This is a genomic window from Ideonella azotifigens (assembly GCF_021043325.1).
GTDB lineage: Bacteria > Pseudomonadota > Gammaproteobacteria > Burkholderiales > Burkholderiaceae_C > Ideonella > Ideonella azotifigens.
The window spans coordinates 20,303-40,732 of the sequence record NZ_JAJNKD010000017.1; the positions used below are offsets into that span (position 1 = coordinate 20,303).

At 69.8% G+C, this 20,430-nt stretch carries 15 protein-coding genes; 4 read left to right on the top strand and 11 right to left on the bottom strand.

Features of this window, described 5'->3' with window-relative positions; translation table 11 throughout:
- Positions 1-215: 215 nt before the first annotated feature.
- Complete coding sequence (locus LRH25_RS26005; protein ID WP_141285189.1) at positions 216-1,208, top strand: MBL fold metallo-hydrolase; 993 nt, start codon at positions 216-218, stop codon at positions 1,206-1,208.
- A gap of 157 nt (positions 1,209-1,365) precedes the next feature.
- The gene (locus tag LRH25_RS26010) at positions 1,366-3,378 is read left to right on the top strand and encodes a serine hydrolase domain-containing protein (RefSeq protein WP_231012819.1); all 2,013 of its coding nucleotides are present in this window, start codon (positions 1,366-1,368) and stop codon (positions 3,376-3,378) included.
- Between the two features lie 113 nt (positions 3,379-3,491).
- Here LRH25_RS26010 and LRH25_RS26015 read toward each other — a convergent pair whose 3' ends face one another.
- A complete protein-coding gene (locus tag LRH25_RS26015) occupies positions 3,492-4,727 on the bottom strand; it encodes a hypothetical protein (RefSeq protein ID WP_141289895.1) in 1,236 nt (411 codons plus the stop codon).
- Between the two features lie 212 nt (positions 4,728-4,939).
- Here LRH25_RS26015 and LRH25_RS26020 point away from each other — a divergent pair, with 212 nt between their 5' ends.
- Positions 4,940-5,938 (top strand): hypothetical protein, encoded by a 999-nt coding sequence (locus tag LRH25_RS26020; RefSeq protein ID WP_141289894.1) that lies wholly within the window; start codon positions 4,940-4,942, stop codon positions 5,936-5,938.
- A 69-nt stretch (positions 5,939-6,007) separates the two neighbouring features.
- Here the strand turns inward: LRH25_RS26020 and LRH25_RS26025 are convergent, their stop codons facing one another.
- The 6 genes from LRH25_RS26025 to LRH25_RS26050 form a co-directional block, all read right to left on the bottom strand.
- Entirely contained in the window at positions 6,008-6,982 is a 975-nt protein-coding gene (locus tag LRH25_RS26025) for an ABC transporter substrate-binding protein (RefSeq protein ID WP_231012820.1), read from the bottom strand.
- Positions 6,979-9,003: a diguanylate cyclase domain-containing protein gene (locus LRH25_RS26030; RefSeq protein ID WP_141289738.1), complete on the bottom strand. Its 2,025-nt coding sequence runs from the start codon at positions 9,001-9,003 to the stop codon at positions 6,979-6,981. Before LRH25_RS26030 ends, LRH25_RS26025 begins: the two co-directional genes overlap by 4 nt.
- Before the next feature lie 25 nt (positions 9,004-9,028).
- Positions 9,029-10,048 carry an ABC transporter substrate-binding protein gene (locus LRH25_RS26035; protein ID WP_141289737.1) on the bottom strand — a complete coding sequence of 340 codons (1,020 nt, stop codon included), beginning with the start codon at positions 10,046-10,048 and terminating at the stop codon, positions 9,029-9,031.
- Between the two features lie 157 nt (positions 10,049-10,205).
- Positions 10,206-10,451 (bottom strand): hypothetical protein, encoded by a 246-nt coding sequence (locus LRH25_RS26040; protein WP_141289736.1) that lies wholly within the window; start codon positions 10,449-10,451, stop codon positions 10,206-10,208.
- A gap of 45 nt (positions 10,452-10,496) precedes the next feature.
- The gene (locus tag LRH25_RS26045; RefSeq protein ID WP_231012821.1) at positions 10,497-14,030 is read right to left on the bottom strand and encodes an AAA family ATPase; all 3,534 of its coding nucleotides are present in this window, start codon (positions 14,028-14,030) and stop codon (positions 10,497-10,499) included.
- Positions 14,027-15,343 (bottom strand): DNA repair exonuclease, encoded by a 1,317-nt coding sequence (locus tag LRH25_RS26050; RefSeq protein ID WP_231012822.1) that lies wholly within the window; start codon positions 15,341-15,343, stop codon positions 14,027-14,029. Before LRH25_RS26050 ends, LRH25_RS26045 begins: the two co-directional genes overlap by 4 nt.
- A 542-nt stretch (positions 15,344-15,885) precedes the next feature.
- Here LRH25_RS26050 and LRH25_RS26055 point away from each other — a divergent pair.
- Positions 15,886-16,074, top strand: a complete 189-nt coding sequence (locus tag LRH25_RS26055; RefSeq protein ID WP_141290087.1) for a hypothetical protein — start codon at positions 15,886-15,888, stop codon at positions 16,072-16,074.
- A 5-nt stretch (positions 16,075-16,079) separates the two neighbouring features.
- On the opposite strand, the gene LRH25_RS26060 is transcribed toward LRH25_RS26055, so the two are convergent.
- The 4 genes from LRH25_RS26060 to LRH25_RS26075 form a co-directional block, all read right to left on the bottom strand.
- Entirely contained in the window at positions 16,080-17,093 is a 1,014-nt protein-coding gene (locus LRH25_RS26060) for an alpha/beta hydrolase family protein (protein WP_141290088.1), read from the bottom strand.
- A gap of 131 nt (positions 17,094-17,224) precedes the next feature.
- On the bottom strand, positions 17,225-18,232 hold the full coding sequence (locus LRH25_RS26065; RefSeq protein WP_141290089.1) for an aliphatic sulfonate ABC transporter substrate-binding protein: 1,008 nt from the start codon (positions 18,230-18,232) through the stop codon (positions 17,225-17,227).
- A gap of 70 nt (positions 18,233-18,302) precedes the next feature.
- On the bottom strand, positions 18,303-19,631 hold the full coding sequence (locus LRH25_RS26070; protein ID WP_231012823.1) for a sensor histidine kinase: 1,329 nt from the start codon (positions 19,629-19,631) through the stop codon (positions 18,303-18,305).
- Positions 19,632-19,683: 52 nt separating this feature from the next.
- Positions 19,684-20,409, bottom strand: coding sequence for a response regulator transcription factor (locus tag LRH25_RS26075; RefSeq protein WP_231012824.1), 726 nt, complete (start codon positions 20,407-20,409; stop codon positions 19,684-19,686).
- Between the last annotated feature and the right edge of the window lie 21 nt (positions 20,410-20,430).

Consider the following 20,430-nt stretch of genomic DNA (forward strand, 5'->3'; position numbering starts at 1 on the left):
TGTCGCGCCTGGGTTGGCACTGGATTGCGGTAAAAAGCGGCAACCTGAATCTGCCTTTTTTGTCCTTGACTTTTGGGAATTCCGAGCTGCTTGAATCCCCACGCCGCAGCGGGTCAACCCATCTGGGCTAGCGTGCCCCCCGACCTGATGCCAGTGTCGGCAAGCACTGCGGCCTGGCAAGCTCAGCGAACCACAACTCACAAGGGGCATCCCACATGCAATTTCAAGCACGCCAAGCGCGCGCCGGCCGCGCCATCCTGCGCGCCGCCATCTCCACCATCGTCGCTGCCGCCGGCAGCGTCGCGCTGCTGCCGGCCGCGCACGCGGCAGCGCCACAGGTCAAGACCAGCGCCCCTGGCTATTACCGCGTCATGCTGGGCGACTTCGAGATCACCGCGCTGTCCGACGGCACGGTGAACCTGCCGGTGGACAAGCTGCTGCATGAACCCGCGCCCAAGACCACCAAGGCCCTGGCGCGCAACTTCCAGCAGGCGCCGGTGGAAACCTCGATCAACGCCTACCTGATCAACACCGGCAGCAAGCTGGTGCTGGTCGACACCGGTGCGGCCGGGCTGTTTGGCCCGACGACGGGCAAGCTGCTGGCCAACCTGAAGGCGGCCGGCTACTCGCCCGAACAGGTCGACGACATCTTCATCACCCACATGCACCCGGACCACATTGGCGGGCTGGGCGGCAATGGCGAGCGCACCTTCCCGAATGCCACCGTGCATGCTGACCAGCGTGACGCCGACTTCTGGCTCAGCCAGGCCAACCTGGACAAGGCAACGGCGGAGAACAAGGGCTCGTTCCAGGGCCCGATCAACGCCATTGGCCCGTACCAGAAGGCCGGCAAGTTCGCGCCTTTCAGCGGCGACACCACGTTCATGCCCGGCGTCAGCGGCCACGCCGCCTACGGCCACACGCCCGGCCACACCACCTACAAGATCGAGAGCAATGGCCAGACCCTGGTGCTGTGGGGCGACTTGATGCACGTGGCCGCGGTGCAGTTCGACGATCCTTCGGTGACCATCGAGTTCGACTCGGACTCGAAGTCCGCCGCGGTGCAGCGCAAGGCGGCCTATGCCGAGGCGGCGAAGACCGGCGAGCTGGTTGGCGCGGCCCACCTGTCCTTTCCCGGCCTGGGCCACCTGCGCGCCGAAGGCAAGGGCTACCGCTTCGTGCCGCTGAGCTACAGCCTGATGCGCTGAACTTGCGCCGAAGCGTTTGATCCAGGCGGCCCGCGAGGCCGCCTTTTTCATGGTGGCGCGTGTCCCCCCAATCTGCGGCTCGCCGCTGGCGCGGCGCGCTGGCATCATGGCCCGCCGCTGCGGGTCATCCGGCCCGGCGACACCACAGGAGGATGGCATGAGACAAGCACGCACACGCATGCTCGGCGAGCTGACCACGGCAGCCGCGCTGCTGCTGGGCACGGTCGGGGCTGGGCTGCCACAGGCCGCACTGGCGCAGGCCGCGGCGGCGGCCGCACCGCTGGCCGCCGACACGCCCAGCACGACCACGGCCGGCAACCGTTTCCTGGCGCCGCAGGGCTGGAAGCTGAGCCAGCGCGGCTCGGCCACCTTGCTGGAAGCGCCGGAGGGCGGCTCGCTTGTGGTGCTGATGGACGTGGCCGATGCAGCCGATGCCGACGCAGCAGTCGCCGCGGCCTGGGCCGCCTACAAGGGCAGCGCGCCATGGCCGCTGCGCCTGGCCTCGCCGGTGGCCGCCAAGGACGGCTGGAGCGAGCGCCGCAACCTGGTGTACCAGACCAGCCCGAACGAGGAGCGTGGGGTCAGCGCGCTGGTGCAGCGCGCCAACGGCGCGTGGACCGTGGTGATCGCGGACATTGCCAACGCCGTTGGCGAAAAACGCGGCGCGCAGCTCAGCCAGATCTTCGGCAAGCTGCTGCCCAAGGGCTATGAGCGCGAGAGCTTCGCCGGCAAGAAGGCAGCGCCGCTGACGCCCGAGCGCATGGCCATGCTGAGCCAGTTCGTGCAGCAGGCGATGGCAGAGACCCGGGTGCCTGGCGTGGCCTTCGGCCTGGTGCAGGACGGCAAGCTGGTGTTTGCCGGCGGGCTGGGCGTGCGCGCGCTGGGCCAGCCGGAGAAGGTGGACGCCGACACGCGTTTCCAGATCGCCTCCAACACCAAGGCGATGACCACGCTGATGCTCGCCAAGCTGGTCGACCAGAAGAAGATGGGCTGGGACACGCCGGCCACGCAGTTGCTGCCTTCGTTCAAGCTTGGCAGCCCCGAGACCACGCGGCAGGTGCTGGTCAAGCACCTGATCTGCGCCTGCACCGGCATGCCGCGGCAGGACCTGGAATGGCTGCTGGAGTTCAAGGACCTGACGCCCGAAGGCGCCATGAAGCTGCTGGGCACCATGCAGCCGACCAGCGGCTTTGGCGAGCTGTTCCAGTATTCGAACCCGATGGCGGCTGCGGCCGGCTACATCGGCGGCCACGTGGCCTACCCGGCGCTGCCCATCGGCCAGGCCTATGACCAGGCCATGCAGGCCCTGGTCTTCGACCCGCTGGGCATGCGCCGCACCACGCTGGACTATGCGGCGGCGCAGGTGGGCAACACCGCGATGCCGCATGCGCCCGACGAGGACGGCAGGATGGTTGCCGCCGAGCGCCGCATGAACCTGTCCATCGTGCCGATGCGGCCGGCCGGTGCCGGCTGGAGCACGGTCAACGACGTGTTGAAGTACGTCTCGATGGAACTGGCGGAGGGCAAGCTGCCGGACGGCAAGACCTACGTCTCGCGCGAGGCGCTGCTGGCCCGGCGTGCACCGCAGGTCACCGTCAGCACCGACCTCACCTATGGCATGGGGCTGGAGGTCAATACCGTCTACGGTACGCCGGTGGTGCACCACGGCGGCGACATGATCGGCTACCACAGCGACATGATGTGGCTGCCCGAGCATGGCGTGGGCGCGGTGGTGTTGACCAATGGCGACCTGGGCTGGGTGATCCGCAGCCAGTTCCGCCGCAAGCTGCTGGAGGTGCTGTTCGATGGCAAGCCGGAGGCTGACGCGGCAGTCGCGACGCAGGCCAAGGCCTACTACGACGACCTGGCGGTGGAGCGCAAGTTGCTGACGGTGCCGGCCGACCCGGCGGTGGCTGCGAAGCTGGCCAAGCGATATGTCAACGCCGCCGTTGGCGCGATCGAGGTCAGCCGCATCGGCAATCGCCTGCACTTCGACTTCGGCGAATTCGACAGCGACATGGCCACGCGCCAGAACCCGGATGGCACGACCACCCTGTCCACCCTGGTGCCGGGCTTCAGCGGCGTGGAATTCGTCGTTGGCCAGAAGGGGGACAAGCGCACGCTGACGCTGCGCGATGCGCAGCACGAGTACGTCTTGATGGCGCAGTGATGGGGCACCCGGCTCGGTGAGTACACCGAGCCACCCGCCGGGCGGGTTCGCGGGTGCGCCGGCAACGCCAGCGGATCAGCGCAAGGTCAGGCCACGGTCCCGCACGTGCCAGATCAGACGGGCAAGGTGAACGCCAGGCCGATCTGCGAGCCGTAGATCGGGTAGCGCACCTTGCAGCGGTAGCCGCGAAGCCGCTCGGCGTCCCAACCCTGGGTCTCGCAGACGTGGCGGATCAACTCGGAATATTGCGGGAACTCAGGCATGCGGAACGCGGCAGGGCCGCGGCCGAGAAACTGCACGCTTTCCAGCATGTCCAGCCGATCACCGACGCGCGCCGGGTCGTCAGGATGGGCAATGCCCCGCACCACCGTGTCGTAGAGCCGCACCTCGGGCACCACGCCAGGCCAGACATCCTCGTGCAGCAGCGCATCGACGATGTAGGCCTCCGATGGCGGCTCGGCCTGTCCGCCGAGGCCCGAAGTAGGGCCGCCGCTGCCGCGGCGTGCACGGTGCAGGTTGCGATAGAGCATCGCGAAGACAAGGTCGCCGCCGTGGCCATCTGCCCGCCCCAACGGCAGGCCGGAAACCGCGGTCTCGACGATGTGGCCGTGGCTGGCCACTTCGATCTCGTCAGTCGAGATGGTCGAATACTGCGGCAGCAGCATGTCGGCCATGTTGTGAACCGCCTGGCCGCCAATGCCCGAAGCGGTGAAGTGCGCGCCATCGGCCGCCATCGAAGAACTGCAGACCCGCAGCACGCCTGAAGGCCGGGTGCGCCGGCAGCCCAGCAACGCGTCAATGCCGATGCAGTCGTGGTAGGTCGGGTTGGTGGCGGACGGGTACAGGATGCCGGTGTTCAGCACCAGTTGCGCCTGCACGCCACGCAGGGCGCTGACGGACTTGAAGGCCGCCGTCTTGTGGCGCAGCTCGAAGGTCGCGCGGGACTCCTGCGCCCAGTCGCTGAGCACGGCCTCCAGCGTCGCGCGGTCACCCATGTCCACGTCGATGAAACGCTCGAAGCCGCTGATCGCTTCATCGACCCGCGCAATGGCGTCGCTGGTCGCGCCGTGCTGCGCGGCACCCTTGAGCATCTGCCGCAGCGCTTCCTGACCGGGGATGGCAAACAGCGTGGCCAGCGGGTCGCTGCTGCGTGTGGACGTCATCAAGCGGCTGACGGCCGACTGGCTGAGCTTCAGCACCGCTTGCAGGCCCTTCTGGTCGCGGGCACCGGCACGCGCCAGCTGGCCCAGCAACGCATCGATGGAATGCTGCAAGGCCAGACCGGTGGCCTCGGCGCGTTGACGCAGCGCCACGTCGGCCAAACGGCTCCGGGGGATGTCCGAGTTCATGTCACCAGCATACCGCGACCAGACGGAAAAATATTCTGAGAATTTCTTTCAGAATTGTTGCCTTGATTCCGACACATCGATATGCTGCATTCACTTCTCGTTCATGTTCGGCCGGCACAGCACGCCAACCCGAGCCAGGCGGAAGTGCCAACCTCACCCGCCTGGCCACCACCCGGTAGCTGTTCCCGACCGTATGCATGGAGTTTGCTGAGATGACCGTTTCCCGTTCGACCTCTTTGGCCCTGGCCGCCGCTGCCGCCCTGATCGGCGGCCAGGCCGTGGCAGCGCGCCCCTTGCCCGCCGCCATGCAGTCGCCGGCCCAGCGCATGGCAGCCATCCAGCAACAAGCAAGCCAGCAGCATGCCGCGGCCCAGGCCGCCGGCACCGCCGACAACACCGCACCGGTGCTGACCCGCTTCTCGCTGGTGGGCGACGTGAACGCGCAGTCCGTCAATCCCAAGGAAGACCTGGACGTGACGATGTCCGACGAGATGTCGGGCCTGACGACCTACATCATCAACCTGAAGGGCCCGTCGGGCCAGATGGTGCAGCGCGTGGAAACCATGTACGGCCAGATGAAGGTCGATGGCCGCATTTCCATCGGCGCGCAGTTGCTGGGTACGCCTTCGTTCAGCCGCTTCTCCGAGCCCGGCACCTGGCAGGTCGATTCGGTCTTCCTGTCCGACGGCAACTTCAACATGAAGATGTACTGGCCCGAGGACATCGCACCGCTGGGCGGCCGCACCAGCTTCGCGGTGAAGAACACCAAGGGCTACGACATCACGCCGCCCACGCTGACCAGCGGCAGCGTGGAGACGCCCAAGCTCTCGCTGTCCACGCCGCCCGCCGGTACCCCGACCGGTACGCTGCCCTATGCCAGCGTGAAGCTGGGCACCGCCGACACCGGCAACGGTGCGGTCGCCGGCGTGCTGGAAGCCATCGTCGAGTTCTGCCTGGCCAACCAGTTCGCCGACTGCGTGGACACCATCGAGCTGCATGGCCACGTGGGCCAGGTCGGCCAGGACAGCGCCACCTTCCGCGCGCTGGCCCAGCTGCGTTCGGACCAGACCCCTGGCGTCTACCAGATCCTCAATGTCTTCGTGATCGACAGCGCGCAGAACAACGTGCTGCTGCAGAGCGACAAGCTCGGCGGCGGCGATGACCTGAGCAAGTACTTCCCCGGCGGCATCACGCTCAAGGTCTCGAAGTAAGACCTGCCCGGGAGCGCCGCGGCGGCAGCAACCCCGGGGCCAACAGGTGGCCGCGGGCTGGCCCCAGGCTCAGTTGACCAGTGTCACTGCCGCAGGCGACAGCGTGCGCAGCAGCTCGGGCGCGATCAGCCGCGGGGCCAGCGCCGGGTCGCCGGGCGGCGGTGCCGGCCGGCCCTTCAGCAGACCGGCTGCCATGCCCCAGCGGATCTGGGCGCTGATGGTCGCGGCCAGCGCCTGGTCCAGCCGCACCCGGTAGTCCTGCTCGCGGTAGTAGGCATCGGCCTGGGCCGCGTCGATGTCCAGCATGCGCTGCATGGCGCGCCTGGCTTCGTCGGGATGCCGGGCCATGAACCGCTCGGCGCGCAGCAGCGCATGCAGCACGCGCCGCATGTCCGGCCCGCGCCGCTCCATCAGGCCCTGCGGCGCGACGATGTTGAAGTATTGGGTGTAGACCCGCGGGCTGGGCAGCACCAGCGCGTCGCTGCCCAGTTGCTTGAGCGTCAAAGAGGCCAGCGGCTCCCAGATCGCCACCGCGTCCAGCTCGTGCACCGACAGCGCCTGCGGCAGCTGCGTGGGGTCGAAGTTCTGCACCTTGACGCCTGCCGGGTCGATGCCGTTGAACAGCAGCAGGCTGTCGACGAAATAGTGGGCCGAGCTGCCGGTCACCGTGCCCACACGCTTGCCAGCCAGGTCCCGCACAGCCCGGATGCCGGCGCTGCGCCGCGCGATCAGCTTGATCTGGTGCGACGAGGCGCTGATGGTCGCCAGGATGCTGAGGTCGTAGCGCTCGCTCAAGGCAACGATCAGCTCCGATGCGGTGGCCAGGTCGGCCCGCCCGCTGCGCACGGCCTCTGCGCACTCGCGCCCGCTGTTGCACGGCAGCAGCTTGAGCTGCAGCCCCTCGGCCTCGAAATAACCTTCGTCCTGCGCCACCTGGACCGGCAGTGTGACCGAGCCGCGCGACATGGCCAGCACCAGTGGCGCCGCCACGGCCGAGCCGGCCAACAGCCATGCGGCCAGCATGCCCACCAGTGCCCGCTTCATGACGCGTCCTCTGCAGAGGACGCCGCCAGCGCCAGCATGCGAAAGCCATTGCGCCCGCCGCGCTTGGCTGCATACAGCGCCTCGTCGGCCCGGGCCAGCAAGGCCGCAGCCTCCACCGGCAAGGCCTCGGGCGCGAGGTAGGCAATGCCGATGCTGGTCGAGACCTGCAGCAGCTCGCCCTCGACCTGCATCGGCCGGTTCACCGCCTGCACGATTTTGCGGGCAATTGCCTGCGGCTCGGCCTCGTTGTGCAGGCCTTCGAGCAGCACCACGAACTCATCGCCGGCCAGGCGGGCCACGCTGTCGGTCTTGCGCACGCAGGCCGAGACGGTGCTGGCGAACTGCACCAGCACCGCATCACCGGCCGCGTGGCCGCGCGAGTCGTTGATGGACTTGAAGTGGTCCACGTCCAGGAACAGCAGCGCCAGGGCCGCGCGGCTGCGCTGGCGCCGGGCCAGCGCCTCGGGCAGGCGCTCGTTGAACTGCAGCCGGTTCGGCAGGCCGGTCAGCACGTCGACCCGGGCCAGCGCCTGCAACTGCTGTTTCGCGGCCAGGCGGTCGGAGATGTCGCGCAGGAAGGCATTCGCGACATGGCCCTCGGGCTCGCGCACCGCGCCAACCGAGAGCTCGACCGGGATCTCGTGGCCGTCCCGGTGCAGCGCGGTGATCTCGATGCGCTGGTTGACCACCGGCCCTTCGCCGGTTTCGCGGAAACGCTCGAAGCCGGCCAGGTGGGCGGCGCGATGGCGCTCGGGAATCAGCAGCTCGTGCATGGTCCGGCCCAGCACCTCGGCCTCGCGCCAGCCGAAAGTGGCTTCGGCCTGGCGGTTCCAGCGGGTGATGCGGCCGTGGATGTCCAGGCTGACGAATGCGTCCGGCGCGTGGCGCAGGATGTTGCGCACCCGCTCCTCGCTGATGGCTTGCGCTGCGGCCACCTGCTTGCGCTCGGTGACGTCGGTGGTCATCGCGTAAAAACCGCGCACCTGGCCGCGCTCGTCCAGGTCCGGCAGGTAGACCGACTGGAAATGGCGCGGCCCGCGCGGCGTGCCGCGCAGGCTCTCGAAGACCACGGACTCGCCGCGCAGCGCGGCCTCGGCCGGCGGCCGCATCTGCGCATATGCCGCCTTGTCGTCGGCCCAGAACTGCTGCAGCGAGCGGCCCAGCAGCCGCTCGGGCTCAACGCCGAAGACCACCCGGTGATGGGCATTGGCAAAGCGGTAGACCTGGTCGCGGTCAACGTAGGTGATCAGCACCGGCACGTTGTCGGTCACCGCACGCAGCTGGGCTTCGGACTGGCGCAGCTGCTCGCCACTGCCGGCCAGCGAGGCCGTCATGCGGTCGAAATGGCGTGCGAGGTCACCCAGTTCGTCCTTGGCCGGGTTGTTCAGCCGCGTGGCCAGATCGCCGCTGGCCACGGCCTGCGTGGCCCGCTCCAGCGCCTGCATCGGCTTGAGCACCCTCATGCGCACCACCAGCGCCGAGCCGATCACCACCAGCAGCATCAGCAGCGGCCCGCCCAGCGCGGCCAGGCGGAAACGCGAGCTGGCCTCCAGCCGCTCCTGCACCGCGTCCTGGTGCCACTGGTAGGCGTAGTCGCTCATCGCCTGGGTGTTGGTCAGCAGCCGGTCCAGCACCATTTCCTTGCGCCGCTCGGAGAAGGCGTCGGACTGGGCCGAGGCCACCTGCAGAGTGTCGAACAGTGGCGGCAGCGCATCGGCCACCGCCTTTAATTCCTGGAAGGCCGGGCCGTCGGCAAACGAGGCATGTTCATCGGCCAGCGCGGCCTGGATCGCCTGCATGCGTGCCTGCCACTGCCCGGCCGCACGCGGCTCGGCATGGCGGGCGTATTCCTGCGTCAGCACCAGCAGGCCTGTGACCTCGTGCGCCATCAGCTGCGCCTGGGCCTGGGTGCGGCTGGCACCGTCCTCGGCGCGGTCGGTCGCTGCGACGACCCACACGGTGCCCAGGCTCACGAGCACCGACAGCACGATGGCGGCCTGCAGCTGGAAGCGGATGCGCATGCGGCTGTACCTTCCTGCCCGCCGGCTACTTCAGCGAACCGGCCGCATTCGGCACGGCCTGGCGCAAGGGCCCGGCATGCACCAGGCCCAGGAAATTCGGCAGCTCGCCGCTGGCATGGCCCTCGCGCAGCGCCCAGCGGGCCTGGCCTTCCATGGTCGTGATCAGCGACTGGTCCAGCCCCAGGCGGTAGCTCAGGCCCTTGCAGGCCCATTCGGCCGACTTCGGCGCCAGCTGCAGTTGCTCGCGCAGCAGGCGCTGGGCCTCCGCGGGGTGTTGCTGGATCAGCCGTTCGGCGCGGTCGATGGCCCGCAGCAGGTGCTGCAGCATCGCGTCCCGCGGCACCAGCAGGCGGCGCTGGGCAACCAGGTTGAAGGTGCCCAGGTAACCCCCGGCGCTGGGCAGCACGCTGGCCTCGCCGCCCAGGCCGTTGAGTATCGAATGGGCAAACGGCTCCCAGATCGAGACCGCGTCGACCTTGCCGGCGCGCATCGCGGGCAGCATCTCCTCGGGCTGCAGCAGCAGCACCGTGACGCCGCGCGGGTCCACGCCGGAGGTGAGCAAGGCCAGGTCCAGCACGTACTGGCTGGAGGTGCCGGCCACCACGCCCACGCGCTTGCCGGCCAGGTCCTGCAGTGCCTTGGGCGCGGGCGCGCCGTTGCCGCCGCGTGCCACCAGCTTGACGTCGTCGGCCGTCGTGGTGATGGTGGCAATGACGGCATGGTCCTGCCGCTTGAAGGCATTGAAGACCACCGGCAGCTCGCCGGCGGTGGCCACGTCGGCCTGGCCATCGAGCATCAGCTGCATGCAGCGGTGGCCGCCAATGCAGTCAATCAGCCGCGCGTCCAACCCCTCGGCGGCGAAGTAGCCCTGGCTTTGCGCCACGTAGACAGGCAGCGACAGCGGTGTGCGCGACACCGCCAGCGTGACCGGCTCGGCCGCCCGGGCAGTCGCAGCCGCAGCAGCCGCAATGGCCGCCGCCAGCCAGGCGAACCCGACCCGGCGCCAGAACCTGGCAACCCACCCTGACGACACTTCACAGCCCATGCATGCCTTCCCGCGTGACGAGCCAGCGCTGGCGCGAAATTGGTGCCCGGAAACCCCGGGCGATCGCGACGCATTGTGAGGTTCAGCCGGCCATTCGAAGGCAGGCAAAACCACTGCTTACACGGCTGAATTCAGGGCTTCAAAACCGCCGTCCCTTTCAGTCCGGCAACGAAAAGGCCATGCCGATCTGCGAGCCGTATATCGGGTAGCGCACCTTGCAGCGGTAGCCGCGCAGCCGCTCGGCGTCCCAGCCCACGGCCTCGCAGGCCTGGCGGATCAGCTCGCCCACGGCCCGCTGCAAGTCCAGGCCCACGTTCTCCGCCAGCAGCCGCAGTTCGGCTTCGGACTGGCGGGCCTCAAGCAGGGCTGCGGCAGCCAGCACCTTGGAGTGCCAGCCGTGCACGAGACCGGAACGAGGATGGAAACGGTCCCGGCGAGCGCCGCAGCTTCAGCCTTGCGCGAACGCCGGCAGCAGCTGGTGGACCTTGAAGCTGCCGGCCGGCAAGGCCTGGGCGGCAATCTCCAGCAGGTGGCGGTGGTGGGTGAAGACCAGCACCTGGCCACCGGCGGCGAAACGCGCCAGTGCCTGCAGCATGCAGGCGGCACGCTGGTCGTCTGCCGTCATCAGCACGTCGTCCAGCACCAGCGGCATCTGGCGCTCGGGCGTGCGCTGGAGTTCCAGTGCGGCCAGGCGCAGCGCGAGGTAGAGCTGGTCGGCGGTGCCTTCGCTCAAGCCGGTCACGGCGATCGGCTGGCCGCCTTCGGGCTGCAGGCGCAGCGCGGGCGGCTCGGCTTCGGCGTCGACCTGCAGCCGCGTGAAGCGGCCGCCGGTCATCAGCCGCAGATAGTCGCCCGCCAGCTTGACGACCGGGCCCTGGGCCTTCTCGCGGTGGCGCCGCAAGGCATCGGCCAGCAGCGCCTCGGCCAGCTTCAGCTGCGCCCACGGCCGCACACCGGCACGGTAGCGGGCCAGCGCTGCTTCCATCTCCTCGCGGGCCCGGGCGGCTTCGTCCGAGGTGTCGACCGCGGCCAGCGCGGTGCGGGCGGCGTGTTCGGTGTTGATGGCCGTGGCCTCGGCGGCTTCCTGCCGTTCGATGGTCGCAGCCAGTTCCTCGCGTTCCACGTCCAGCGCCACCGCGTCGCCATCGGCCAGCGCCAGGCGCAGCGTGGCCGCGTCGCGCTGGCTGGCACGGGCGAGCTGGGCTTGCAGGCTCATCAGGCGAGCCTCGGCTTCGCGGCGCTGCATGGCGCGCGCTTCAGCGTCCGGCAGCTCGGCTTCGGTGGCCACGCCGGCCTGGGCCAGCAGCTGAGCCAGCTGCGACAACGCGGCTTCCAGCGCCTGCTCGGCGCGCGCCTTGCGGCGGCTTTCGGTTTCCTTCTGCTGCAGCAGCGTGGCCTGGCTGCGCGCGGCACTGCGTGCTTCGTCCAACCGGCGATTCAGGCCGTCCCACCAGCTGTCGAGTGCATCACCGCGGGTGTCGCTGGCCGGTTCTTCCAACGCTTCGCCCAGCGCCGTCAACTGCGCCCGCACGGCAGCCTCGGTGGCCTCGCCCTGGCGCAGCTGGGCCTGGTGATCCTGGTGGCGCTGGTATTGCAGCGCCCAGTCGCGCAGCTCGGCCAGGCGGGCGTGCACCGCGGCAGGCGGCGCGCCATCCGGCAGGTGCAGCCTACGGGTCGCGGCGTCCAGCACGAGCTGCGCGCGGGCTTGGCGCTCGGCCCAGCCGGCTTCGGCCGCCTGGGCGCGCTGCAACTCGGCCTGCAGCGCGGTGACCGCCTGCTGGCGATGCTCGGCTGCCGTCTGGCGCACCTGCAGCGCCTGCTGGCAAGCGCCAGCCTGGGCGAGCAGCGCGGGCAAAGCGGTGGCTGGCGCATGGTCCGGTTCGATGGCGGCCAGGGCTTGCGCCAACGCGGCGCTGGCCAGTTCGACCTGCTGCGCAAACGCACTGGCCTGCTGCTGCGCGGCCAGCCAGCGCTCGTGTGCGTCCAGCGCGGCGCCGCGCTGGCCCAGCCACTCGCGCAGCGCGGCCGGTGCCAGGCCTGGCAGCGCCAGCGCGGCCAGGCGCTCGGCCCAGCGGCTGCTGCACCGGGCCTGGCGTTCGCCAAGCTCGCCCGCCAGGCGCGCCTGCTGCGCCAGCGCTTCGCCCATCTCGGCAATGCGCGATTCGCACTCTGCCGCCTCGGCGGCGCGCTGGGCGCCGGCGCGCAGCAGGTCGGCCTGGCGGTCGGCGTCGGCCTGGCTGCGCTCGAACTGCGCGGGCAGGCCGGCGGGGTCCGCGGGCCGGGTTTCCGCGACGTCAATGAAGGCATTGCGCACCGCCAGCCAATCGGCCTCGCGGGCCGCGCGGGCCTGGCGCAGCGTCTCCGCAGTGACGAGCTCGCCGGCCGCGGCCAGGCCGCGCAGGCGGCGCTGCTGCACGGCCAGGTCGGCCTGCACGCGCTCCTGCGTGGCCTTGTTCACCGCGAGCTGGTCGCGCAACGCCTGGCTTTCGGCTTCGGCCGCGTCGACCTCGGTGCCAGGCAGCGGGCGGCTGGCGAGCAGCGACGCGGCATCGGGCAAGTCCAGTTCGGCCAATGCGCGCTGCAGCGCCCGCTGCGCCGCCTCGGCCGCCTGCGTCAGCGCCATGGCACGGTTGTCGGTGTCGCCCAGCGCCAGCGCGCGCTGCAGCGCGGCAGCCAGGGCCTGTCGAGGGGCGGCGGCGGGCAGGGGATCGTCGGCCTGCTGCAGCAGCGCCAGGCGCTCTGCAGCCTGGTCGCGTTGGCGGCGCAGCTGCTGCAGCTCGACGGCCGCCGCCTGTGCGTCGTCCAGCGCCTGTTGCCAGAAGGCCTGGTCGGCGGCCGAAGGCAGGCGGGAGAAGAAGGCGTCCAGCGCACCGTCGAAGGGCTGCGGCGCGAGCAGGCGGCTGGCCTGCAGCGCCAGCTGCGCGGCTTCACCTTCGGCCACCGCGGCCAGTTGCACCCGCTGGGCACGTTCGCGGCGCACTGCCCCCCAGTCGGCATCCAGCCGGTCCACGCTGGCGGCCTGCGCCAGCAGCGCAGGCGCCAGCGCCAGTGCGTCCAGCGCCTGCTGGTGCGCGGCCAGTGTTTCCTCGGCTTCATCCAGCGCGGCGCTGGCCTGCGCCTGCTGCTGCGCAGCGGCCAGGCGCTGTTCGCGGGCGGTCTCGGGCAGCGCTCGGTGTTCAGCGACCACATCCCATGTGGCCTGGGCCGCGTCCAGTTCGCGTAGCAGCGGTGCCACCGCGCGCAGCTCGGCCAACTCGGCCTGGCGGTGGCGCGCTTGCGCGAGTTGCTGCCGCACCTGGGCCAGTTGCTGGCCGGCCTCGTCATGGGCGCGCTTCAAGGCCTTCCATTGATCGGGTTTGGTCAACGCATCCTTGTAGCGACGCCGCGCATCGTCGAGCTGGCGCGTGGCCTCGTTGAGCTGGGCCGTCTGGCTGCGAGGGCTGAAAAACTGCTTGGCATCGGCCTGCAAGGTGGCCAGCAGCGCCTGGATGCCGGCCGTGCCGGTGCTGGCTTCGAACAAGGCCGCGCCGAGTTCGCCCTTGCCCTGGATCAGCTGTTCGCCTCCCTTGCGCAAGCGGGCCGAGTCCAGCCCGTGCATGGTCTCGAAAACCTCCCGCGAGACGCTGCCGGTCAGCGCCTGCTGCAGCGCTGCCGAGAGCGGCGCCACTGGCAGCGCTGCGCCCGTGGCGGGGTCGGCCGGCGTCAGCGTGTCCTTCAGGCCTTTGCGGCGGGCCAGCGTGTGCACCTGCCCGGCCGAGTCCTCGAAAGCGCCGGCCAGTTGCATGTCTCGGTGGGCATGCACGAAGTCATCGGTGCTCAGCCTTGGAATGCCGTAGCGCAGGTCGCCCATCGCGCGCAGCGCGGACGACTTGCCGGCCTCGTTGGGCCCGTACAGCAAATGCAGCGAAGCCGGGCCGGAGAAGTCCAGCGTGGTGGCGGTGAACGGGCCGAAGGCGTTCAGGAACAGCGTGCGCAGCTTCATGGCCGGGCCTCCGCGGCACCGAGGCGGGCCAGCAAAGTGGCCTCGGCGTCGCGCAGCAAGGCTTGCAGGCTGGCAGCGTCCAGCAGACGCGGCACGTCGTCCGGCGCGGCACCTTGCGCCTCTTCGACAGCCAGCGCGGCCGTCAGCTCGGCAGGCAGCTTGTCCAGCACGTCGGCCAGCGTGGCCTGGCACAGCGCGGCCAGCGCCTGGCCGTCGGCTGCCAGCGTGTCCACGCCGCGCACCAGCTCGGCCAATGCGTCGCCACCTTCGGCCAGGCGCTGGCGGTCCAGCGGCGAGCGCAGCTGCAGCTGCACTTTCTCGATCCACAGCTCGGCGCCCATCACGTCCTGCGCCGCGGCCTGCACCAGCGCGGCCAGCGCGCCGGGTTGCCGTGCTTCGTGCGCCTGCAGCACGGTTTCGCCCTGCAGGCTGACACGCAGCGCATGCAAGGCGTCGCTGGCCAGATCGGCATCGGCCGCAACCGCGGCTTGCAGCGCGCGCACCACCCGGCCGGGCACTTCGTCCACGGTGCTCGCACCCGACAGGTCCACCATCACGCGGTGCCAGCGCACAACATCCAGCGGCACGAAGCGCGCGCTGAGCTGGCCGCCCTGCACTTCGACCAGCTCGCAGCCTTTGGGTCCCGTCTCGCGGGCATGCCGGCCCTGCAGGTTGCCGGGAAAGACCACGCGCGGATGGTCCTCGTTGACGACCTGGCGCGCGTGCACATGGCCCAACGCCCAGTAGTCGTAGCCCTTGGTCTTCAGCGTGGCCAACGTGGTCGGGGCGTAGGTGTCGTGCCCCTCGGCACCGACCAGGCTGGTGTGCAGCAGGCCGATGTTGAAGAAGCCCGGCACGGCGGCCGGGTAGCCCGGCACCAGGTCTTCCGGCACCTCGCGGTTGGGGAAACTGTGGCCGTGCAGGGCCACCTGCAGATCGTCGCTGTCGATGCGCAGCGTCTCGGCGCTGCGGCTGGAGAAGACCTTGACGTTGTCCGGCCACGGCACTTCGCGGCTGATCACGCCACGCGCGTCGTGGTTGCCAAGCACGATGAAGACGCGGATGCCGGCGCGCTGCAGCCGCACCATCTGCTCGCGCACGAACAAGCCTGTGTGGAAGTCCTGCCAGTCGCGGTCGTACAGGTCACCGGCGATCAGCACGAAGGCGACCTGCTCGTCCAGCGCCAGGTCCACCAGCCGCACCAGCGCGCGCCGCGTAGCGCCGCGCAGGCGGTCCAGCGGCGCGCCGTCAAAACGGCCCAGGCCGCGCAAGGGGCTGTCAATGTGAAGGTCGGCGGCGTGAAGAAAACGCATGCGGGCGTGAGAACTCAAGGCAATGATGAGAGGCCCCGCGACAGCGCGCGGGGCCTACACGCTAGCAGACGCCGGTGCAGCGCCGCGGCGCCGGCGGCGCTGCCGAGTTCGGATCAACCGATGCGGGATCCGGCCAGCCTGAATATCCCGGGAAATGCCCGGCAGCTTTGGCGAAACCCCGTCAAGCACAAAAGTATCAAAGATATTCCGCCGCCGAGTATGAATCAAAATGTGCCGCAACCGGCTTTCGTGACCAAGTGATGACAGCAAAACCTTCAGCGAGGGTTTGCACTGCGGGCAGTTACCCGAGTACTGGGCAGGTGTTGCGAAGAATCTTCACATCCCCCAAAAGAGCGATGCCGGAGCCCGGCCAAAGATGGTCAGATCGGTATTCTCCCCAGGGGAAAACTGTTACCAAAATGCTGCAAAGCGTGGCGTGTGGGCGAATTCCTACACGCGGCATGGGGATGATCTGATGCGCGGCCAGCGAGGTTTTTCTTAAAGTGACACCATCAACTCGAACATACCTCCGGAGACGCCTCATGGACCGCTCGGAACGCCAAATGAGAATTTCTGCCCCCACCAGCATGATCAGCCGTTGGCTGTCCGCCCGCAGCGCGCCCTTCATGGCGCCGGACAACAGTGAACTCGACCTGGGTTACGAATCGGCCCTGCCGTGGTTTGCCAGCCAGCTCGAAGAAGCGGCGCCGGAACCCTCCGCCGAAGCCTGAGCGCATCAGCGCAATTCGAAACGCGCCAGCAAGGACTTGTAGCGCTCGTGCCAGCTGGCCAGCGCCACTGGCTGCAGCCCGAAGACCTGCTGCACAAAATCCAGCGCCAGTTCCTGCGTGGCCTGTTTGACCTGCTGGTTCAACGCTTCGCCGCCCGCGACGATGCGGTCCGTGAAGATGCCGTGCGAGCCCTGCTCGAACACCGCCAGCGCCTTGTGCTCGCTGCCCATGGCTTCAAACACCGCAATGCGGTCGCTGGGCGGACTGTGATAGCCAGGCACCTTGATTTCGTCTTCTGCGGTGGTGATGTGCAGCGCCGGCACATCCATCTTGCCGACGATGCCCACGGGGCTGCCCTCGCCATAAAACGGCGGTGAAGACAGCAGCAGCGCGGCCTTGAACCGTGCGTCCCGCAACGGCAGTTGTTTGCCATCGCGCCAGATCTGCGCGCCGGCCGCCAGCATGGCGGTGTTGGCACCATACGAATGGCCGGCGACGACCACCTTGTTCGCATCCAGCCGGCCGGCCCATTCCGGCGCGGCCAAGGCTTGGTCCAGCGCGAAATGCAGGTCCTGCACCCGCGCCATGGCTTCCCGCTCCATCGCCGCGCTCTGCATGCGGAAGGCCAGCAGCATCAGGTTGCCGGTCCAGATGCTGCCGTCGCTGCCCACATGCTGCACATGCAGGCTGGCCACGCCATGCGCAGCCAGGTAACGGCCCAGGTAGCTGTAGCCCTGACGCGTGCCGCCCAGGCCGTGCGAGAAGACCAGCAGCGGCACCGGCGCTGCGCCAGCCTCGGCCTTGGGCAGGTACAGCCGCGCCGGCACTGCGCGGTCGCGCGTGGCGTCGAACCAGTCCAGGTCGCGGGTTTCGTAGTCACCAGTGGGTGCGATCTGGACCGGCAACGCGGCCACTGGCGGCACCGCCATTGGCTGCGCGGTTTCGGCCCACGCAGGCTCGCCAGCCGCGGCCAGTGCCAGGCACATGCCCATCCAGACTTTCGCCAGACCACGCTTCATCGCACCCACCTTCCGCTTCGACCCCCGGCGGCATCTGCCACCGACCGCGCGATTGCAGCAGATTCAGGGCCGACCCGAAACCCGGTGTGGGAAAGGGCCGTGGCAGCGAAAGGACTCAGCCGCTCAGCCTCCTAGGCCTTCGGCCAGCGCCAAACAGCCGCGGCCACGTCGATCTTCTTCGGGATCAGCTTGTGCTCGAAGAACAGGTCGGCCACCTTCTGCTGGGTGGCGACGGTGGCCGGGTCCATGGGCTGCACGCCGTAGCGGCTACGCTGCTGCCAGACCAGCACCACCTCCACCGGCAGGCCCACCAGCGGAGCCAGCTGCTCGGCCACCAGCGCCGGGTTGGCAGTGGCCCAGGCGCCCAGCGCCGCCAGTTCGTCCAGCAGCAGCCCGGTCTCGTTCGGATACTGGCTGACGAAGCGGCGCGAGGCTTCATAAAAGGCGTTGGGCCGCAGCAGCTGGCCATAGTCGGCCAGCACGCGCACCTTCAGCGTGGCCTGCACGGCCGCCAGGTACGGGTCCCAGATCGCCCAGGCATCGACCCGGCCGGACTCGAACGCAGCCCGTGCGTCGGCCGGCGCCAGGTAGACCGGCTGGATCTCGGTGAATTCCAAGCCGGCCTTGCGCAGTGCGGCCAGCAGCAGGTAGTGGGAACTGGAGCCCTTCTGCACCGCCACGCGCTTGCCCTTGAGCTCGGCCACGCCGCGCAGCGTCGAGGCGGGCAGCACGACGATGGATTCGGTGCTGGGCCCGCCTGGCTCAGCACCGATGTAGACCAGGTCCTTTTCGGCTGCCTGCGCGAAGATCGGCGGCGGCGCGCCGGTGTAGCCCACGTCCACGCTGCCAGCGTTCAGCGCCTCCAGCAACTGCGGCCCGGCTGGGAACTCGTGCCAGCTGATGGTCCAGCCCAACGGACCGAAGCGCTTTTCCAGTCGGCCCTGGGCCTTCAGCAGGCCGAGCAGGCCACCGCCCTTCTGGAAGCCGACGCGCAGCAGCTTCGTGTCGTCGGCCAGCACGGGCCAGGCGCTGGCGGCCAGTGCGCCAAGGGCTGCGGCTTGCAGCACCCGTCGCCGGCCAAAGGCTTGCGGGGAAGACGCTTCGGAAGGTTGCGGCAGCGGGTATGGGCGAGCAGACATCGGTGGCAGAACTTCCTGGTGAAAAACGCTTCACCGTACCGCAGCACCCGCCCCCGCAGAAGCGACCGATTCAGATGAGTTCATGAGGCCCGCGCGCCAGCGGCAGGCACAAGCGCACCACGTGGCGCCTCGGCGCGTCATGCGCAAACTCGATGCGCCCGCCCAGCCTGGCCACGCCGTCGCGCACCACGGCCAGGCCCAAGCCGCTGCCGGGCCGGCCGCGGCTGACATCGCCGCGGTAGAAGGCCTGCAGCACGGCCTCGCGGTCCTGCACGGCAATGCCGGGACCGGCGTCCTGCACTTCGATCACCACCTCCTGCTGCCGCAGCTCGGCACGCAGCACCCAGGGCGGGCGACCATGCTGACGCGCGTTGTCCAGCAGGTTGGCCACCAGCCGCTCCAGCAGCCAGGGGTGGGCCGCCGGCAGCAGCAGCTGCCCGGGCAGCTCGGTGCGCAACAAGGGCTGGCCGTCGGGCGGTGCCGCAGTGTCTTCCGCCAAGGCCGCGTCCAGCGCCTGGCGCGCCAAGCGCTGCAGCAGTTCGACCAGCTCGACCGGCTGGTCCAGCGCCAAGTCGGCCGCTTGAGCATGGTCGAGGAAGCCTTGCAGCAGGCGGTCCATGGCCGCGACATTGCGCTCGATGCTGCTGCGCCGCTCGGCCACGCCGGGCCCGTCCGGCAGCAGCGCAGCGGCCAGCCGGATGCGGGTCAGCGGGCTGCGCAGGTCGTGCGAGATGCCGGCCAGCATCAGCGCCCGTTCGCGCTCGTGCAGGCTCAGCCTGGCCTGGGTCTGCTGCCAGGCCGCGCCAATGGCGGCGATCTCGCTGCTGCCGGTGCCGGCCGCACTGCGCTCGGGCGCCGCAGCCTGCATGTCGCCGGGGCGGTGCGCGGCCATGCGCTGGCGCAGCACTTCCAGCGGCCGGGCCAGCCGCCAGGCCTGCCAGGCACTGACGGCCAGCACCAGCAGCAGGCCCAGCGCCAGGGCCAGCGCCACCCGCAGCGGCAGGTAGGGTTCGACCAGCGGCTCGCGAATGCCCAGCCAGCGGGTGCCGGCGGGGCCGCGCACCTTCAGCCACAGCGTTTGCGGCTCGCCGCGCACCATGGCCAGCTGCGTGACCGTCACGCCCTTGCCCTGCAGCCGCTCGCGCAGCTCGGCCATGCGCGGTGCCCGGCCGGGCAGCAGGTCGGCGTGAGCGGGCAGCGCCGCACTCTGCAGGACTTGCGGCAGGCTCTGGCTTGCCGCCGCGGGCGCGCTGCCTGCTGCCTGCTGCAGCGCTGGCGCCCAGCGCTCGGCAATCAGACGCGCCAGCGTCAGGTTGCGATCGAGGTAGAACAGCACGCCCAGCAGCAGCACCACACCCGCCACGCTGAAGACTTGCGCGGCCAGGACCTGGGCGAACATGCTGCGCGAGGCCCATCGCCCGCGCCAGCCCGGCCGCGGCTGCGGCTGCGGCTCAGCCACCGGGCTTGCGCGGCACGAAGACATAGCCTTCGCCGCGCACCGTGTCTATCCATTCGGTACCAGGGCTGGCCTCGCGCAGCTTGCGCCGCAGCCTGGCCACCTGCACGTCCACCGTGCGGTCCTGCGGCCGGTAGCTGCCGGCCTGCACCTCGTCGCTGAGCTGGTCGCGGTTGCGCGGCTGGCCGGGGCTGCGCGCCAGCGCCAGCAGCAGCTTGAACTCAACGCTGGTCAGCGGCAGCACCTGTTCCTGGTCCGCGGCCGTGAGCCTCACCTCGCGCTGCATCAGGTCGATCAGCAGGCCAGGAAAGCGCAGCACCGGCGTGTCCCGCGGGCCGCCCCGGCTGCGGCGCAACAGCGCCCGCACGCGGGCCACCAGTTCACGCGGCTCGAAAGGCTTGGCCAGGTAGTCGTCGGCACCGATCTCCAGGCCCAGCACACGGTCGATCGGCGTGCCGCGCGCGGTCAGCATCAGCAGGCCCAGCGCCGGCCAGCGGCCACGCCACTGGCGGCACAGCTCGTAGCCGTTGGCATCCGGCAGCATCACGTCCAGCAGCACCAGCTCGGGGTGCAGGCGCTCGATGGCGCGCAGGCCGTCGCCACCCGTCAGCACGCTGTGCACCTGCCAACCCTCGCGGCCCAGCAGCTCGCCGACCATGCCGGCCAGTTCGGCATCGTCGTCGACGATCAGGACCAGGGCCTGAGTGCTGGAGGGATTCATGGCGCGACGGGTTGAGCAGAG

Coding starts and splice junctions, on each gene's coding strand:
- LRH25_RS26075 (WP_231012824.1), bottom strand. CDS start 20,409: ATGAATCCCTCCAGCACTCAGGCCCTGGTCCTGATCGTCGACGACGAT.
- LRH25_RS26015 (WP_141289895.1), bottom strand. CDS start 4,727: ATGAACTCGGACATCCCCCGGAGCCGTTTGGCCGACGTGGCGCTGCGT.
- LRH25_RS26050 (WP_231012822.1), bottom strand. CDS start 15,343: ATGCGTTTTCTTCACGCCGCCGACCTTCACATTGACAGCCCCTTGCGC.
- LRH25_RS26060 (WP_141290088.1), bottom strand. CDS start 17,093: ATGAAGCGTGGTCTGGCGAAAGTCTGGATGGGCATGTGCCTGGCACTG.
- LRH25_RS26045 (WP_231012821.1), bottom strand. CDS start 14,030: ATGAAGCTGCGCACGCTGTTCCTGAACGCCTTCGGCCCGTTCACCGCC.
- LRH25_RS26055 (WP_141290087.1), top strand. CDS start 15,886: ATGGACCGCTCGGAACGCCAAATGAGAATTTCTGCCCCCACCAGCATG.
- LRH25_RS26065 (WP_141290089.1), bottom strand. CDS start 18,232: ATGTCTGCTCGCCCATACCCGCTGCCGCAACCTTCCGAAGCGTCTTCC.
- LRH25_RS26010 (WP_231012819.1), top strand. CDS start 1,366: ATGAGACAAGCACGCACACGCATGCTCGGCGAGCTGACCACGGCAGCC.
- LRH25_RS26020 (WP_141289894.1), top strand. CDS start 4,940: ATGACCGTTTCCCGTTCGACCTCTTTGGCCCTGGCCGCCGCTGCCGCC.
- LRH25_RS26035 (WP_141289737.1), bottom strand. CDS start 10,048: ATGGGCTGTGAAGTGTCGTCAGGGTGGGTTGCCAGGTTCTGGCGCCGG.
- LRH25_RS26030 (WP_141289738.1), bottom strand. CDS start 9,003: ATGCGCATCCGCTTCCAGCTGCAGGCCGCCATCGTGCTGTCGGTGCTC.
- LRH25_RS26070 (WP_231012823.1), bottom strand. CDS start 19,631: ATGTTCGCCCAGGTCCTGGCCGCGCAAGTCTTCAGCGTGGCGGGTGTG.
- LRH25_RS26005 (WP_141285189.1), top strand. CDS start 216: ATGCAATTTCAAGCACGCCAAGCGCGCGCCGGCCGCGCCATCCTGCGC.
- LRH25_RS26025 (WP_231012820.1), bottom strand. CDS start 6,982: ATGAAGCGGGCACTGGTGGGCATGCTGGCCGCATGGCTGTTGGCCGGC.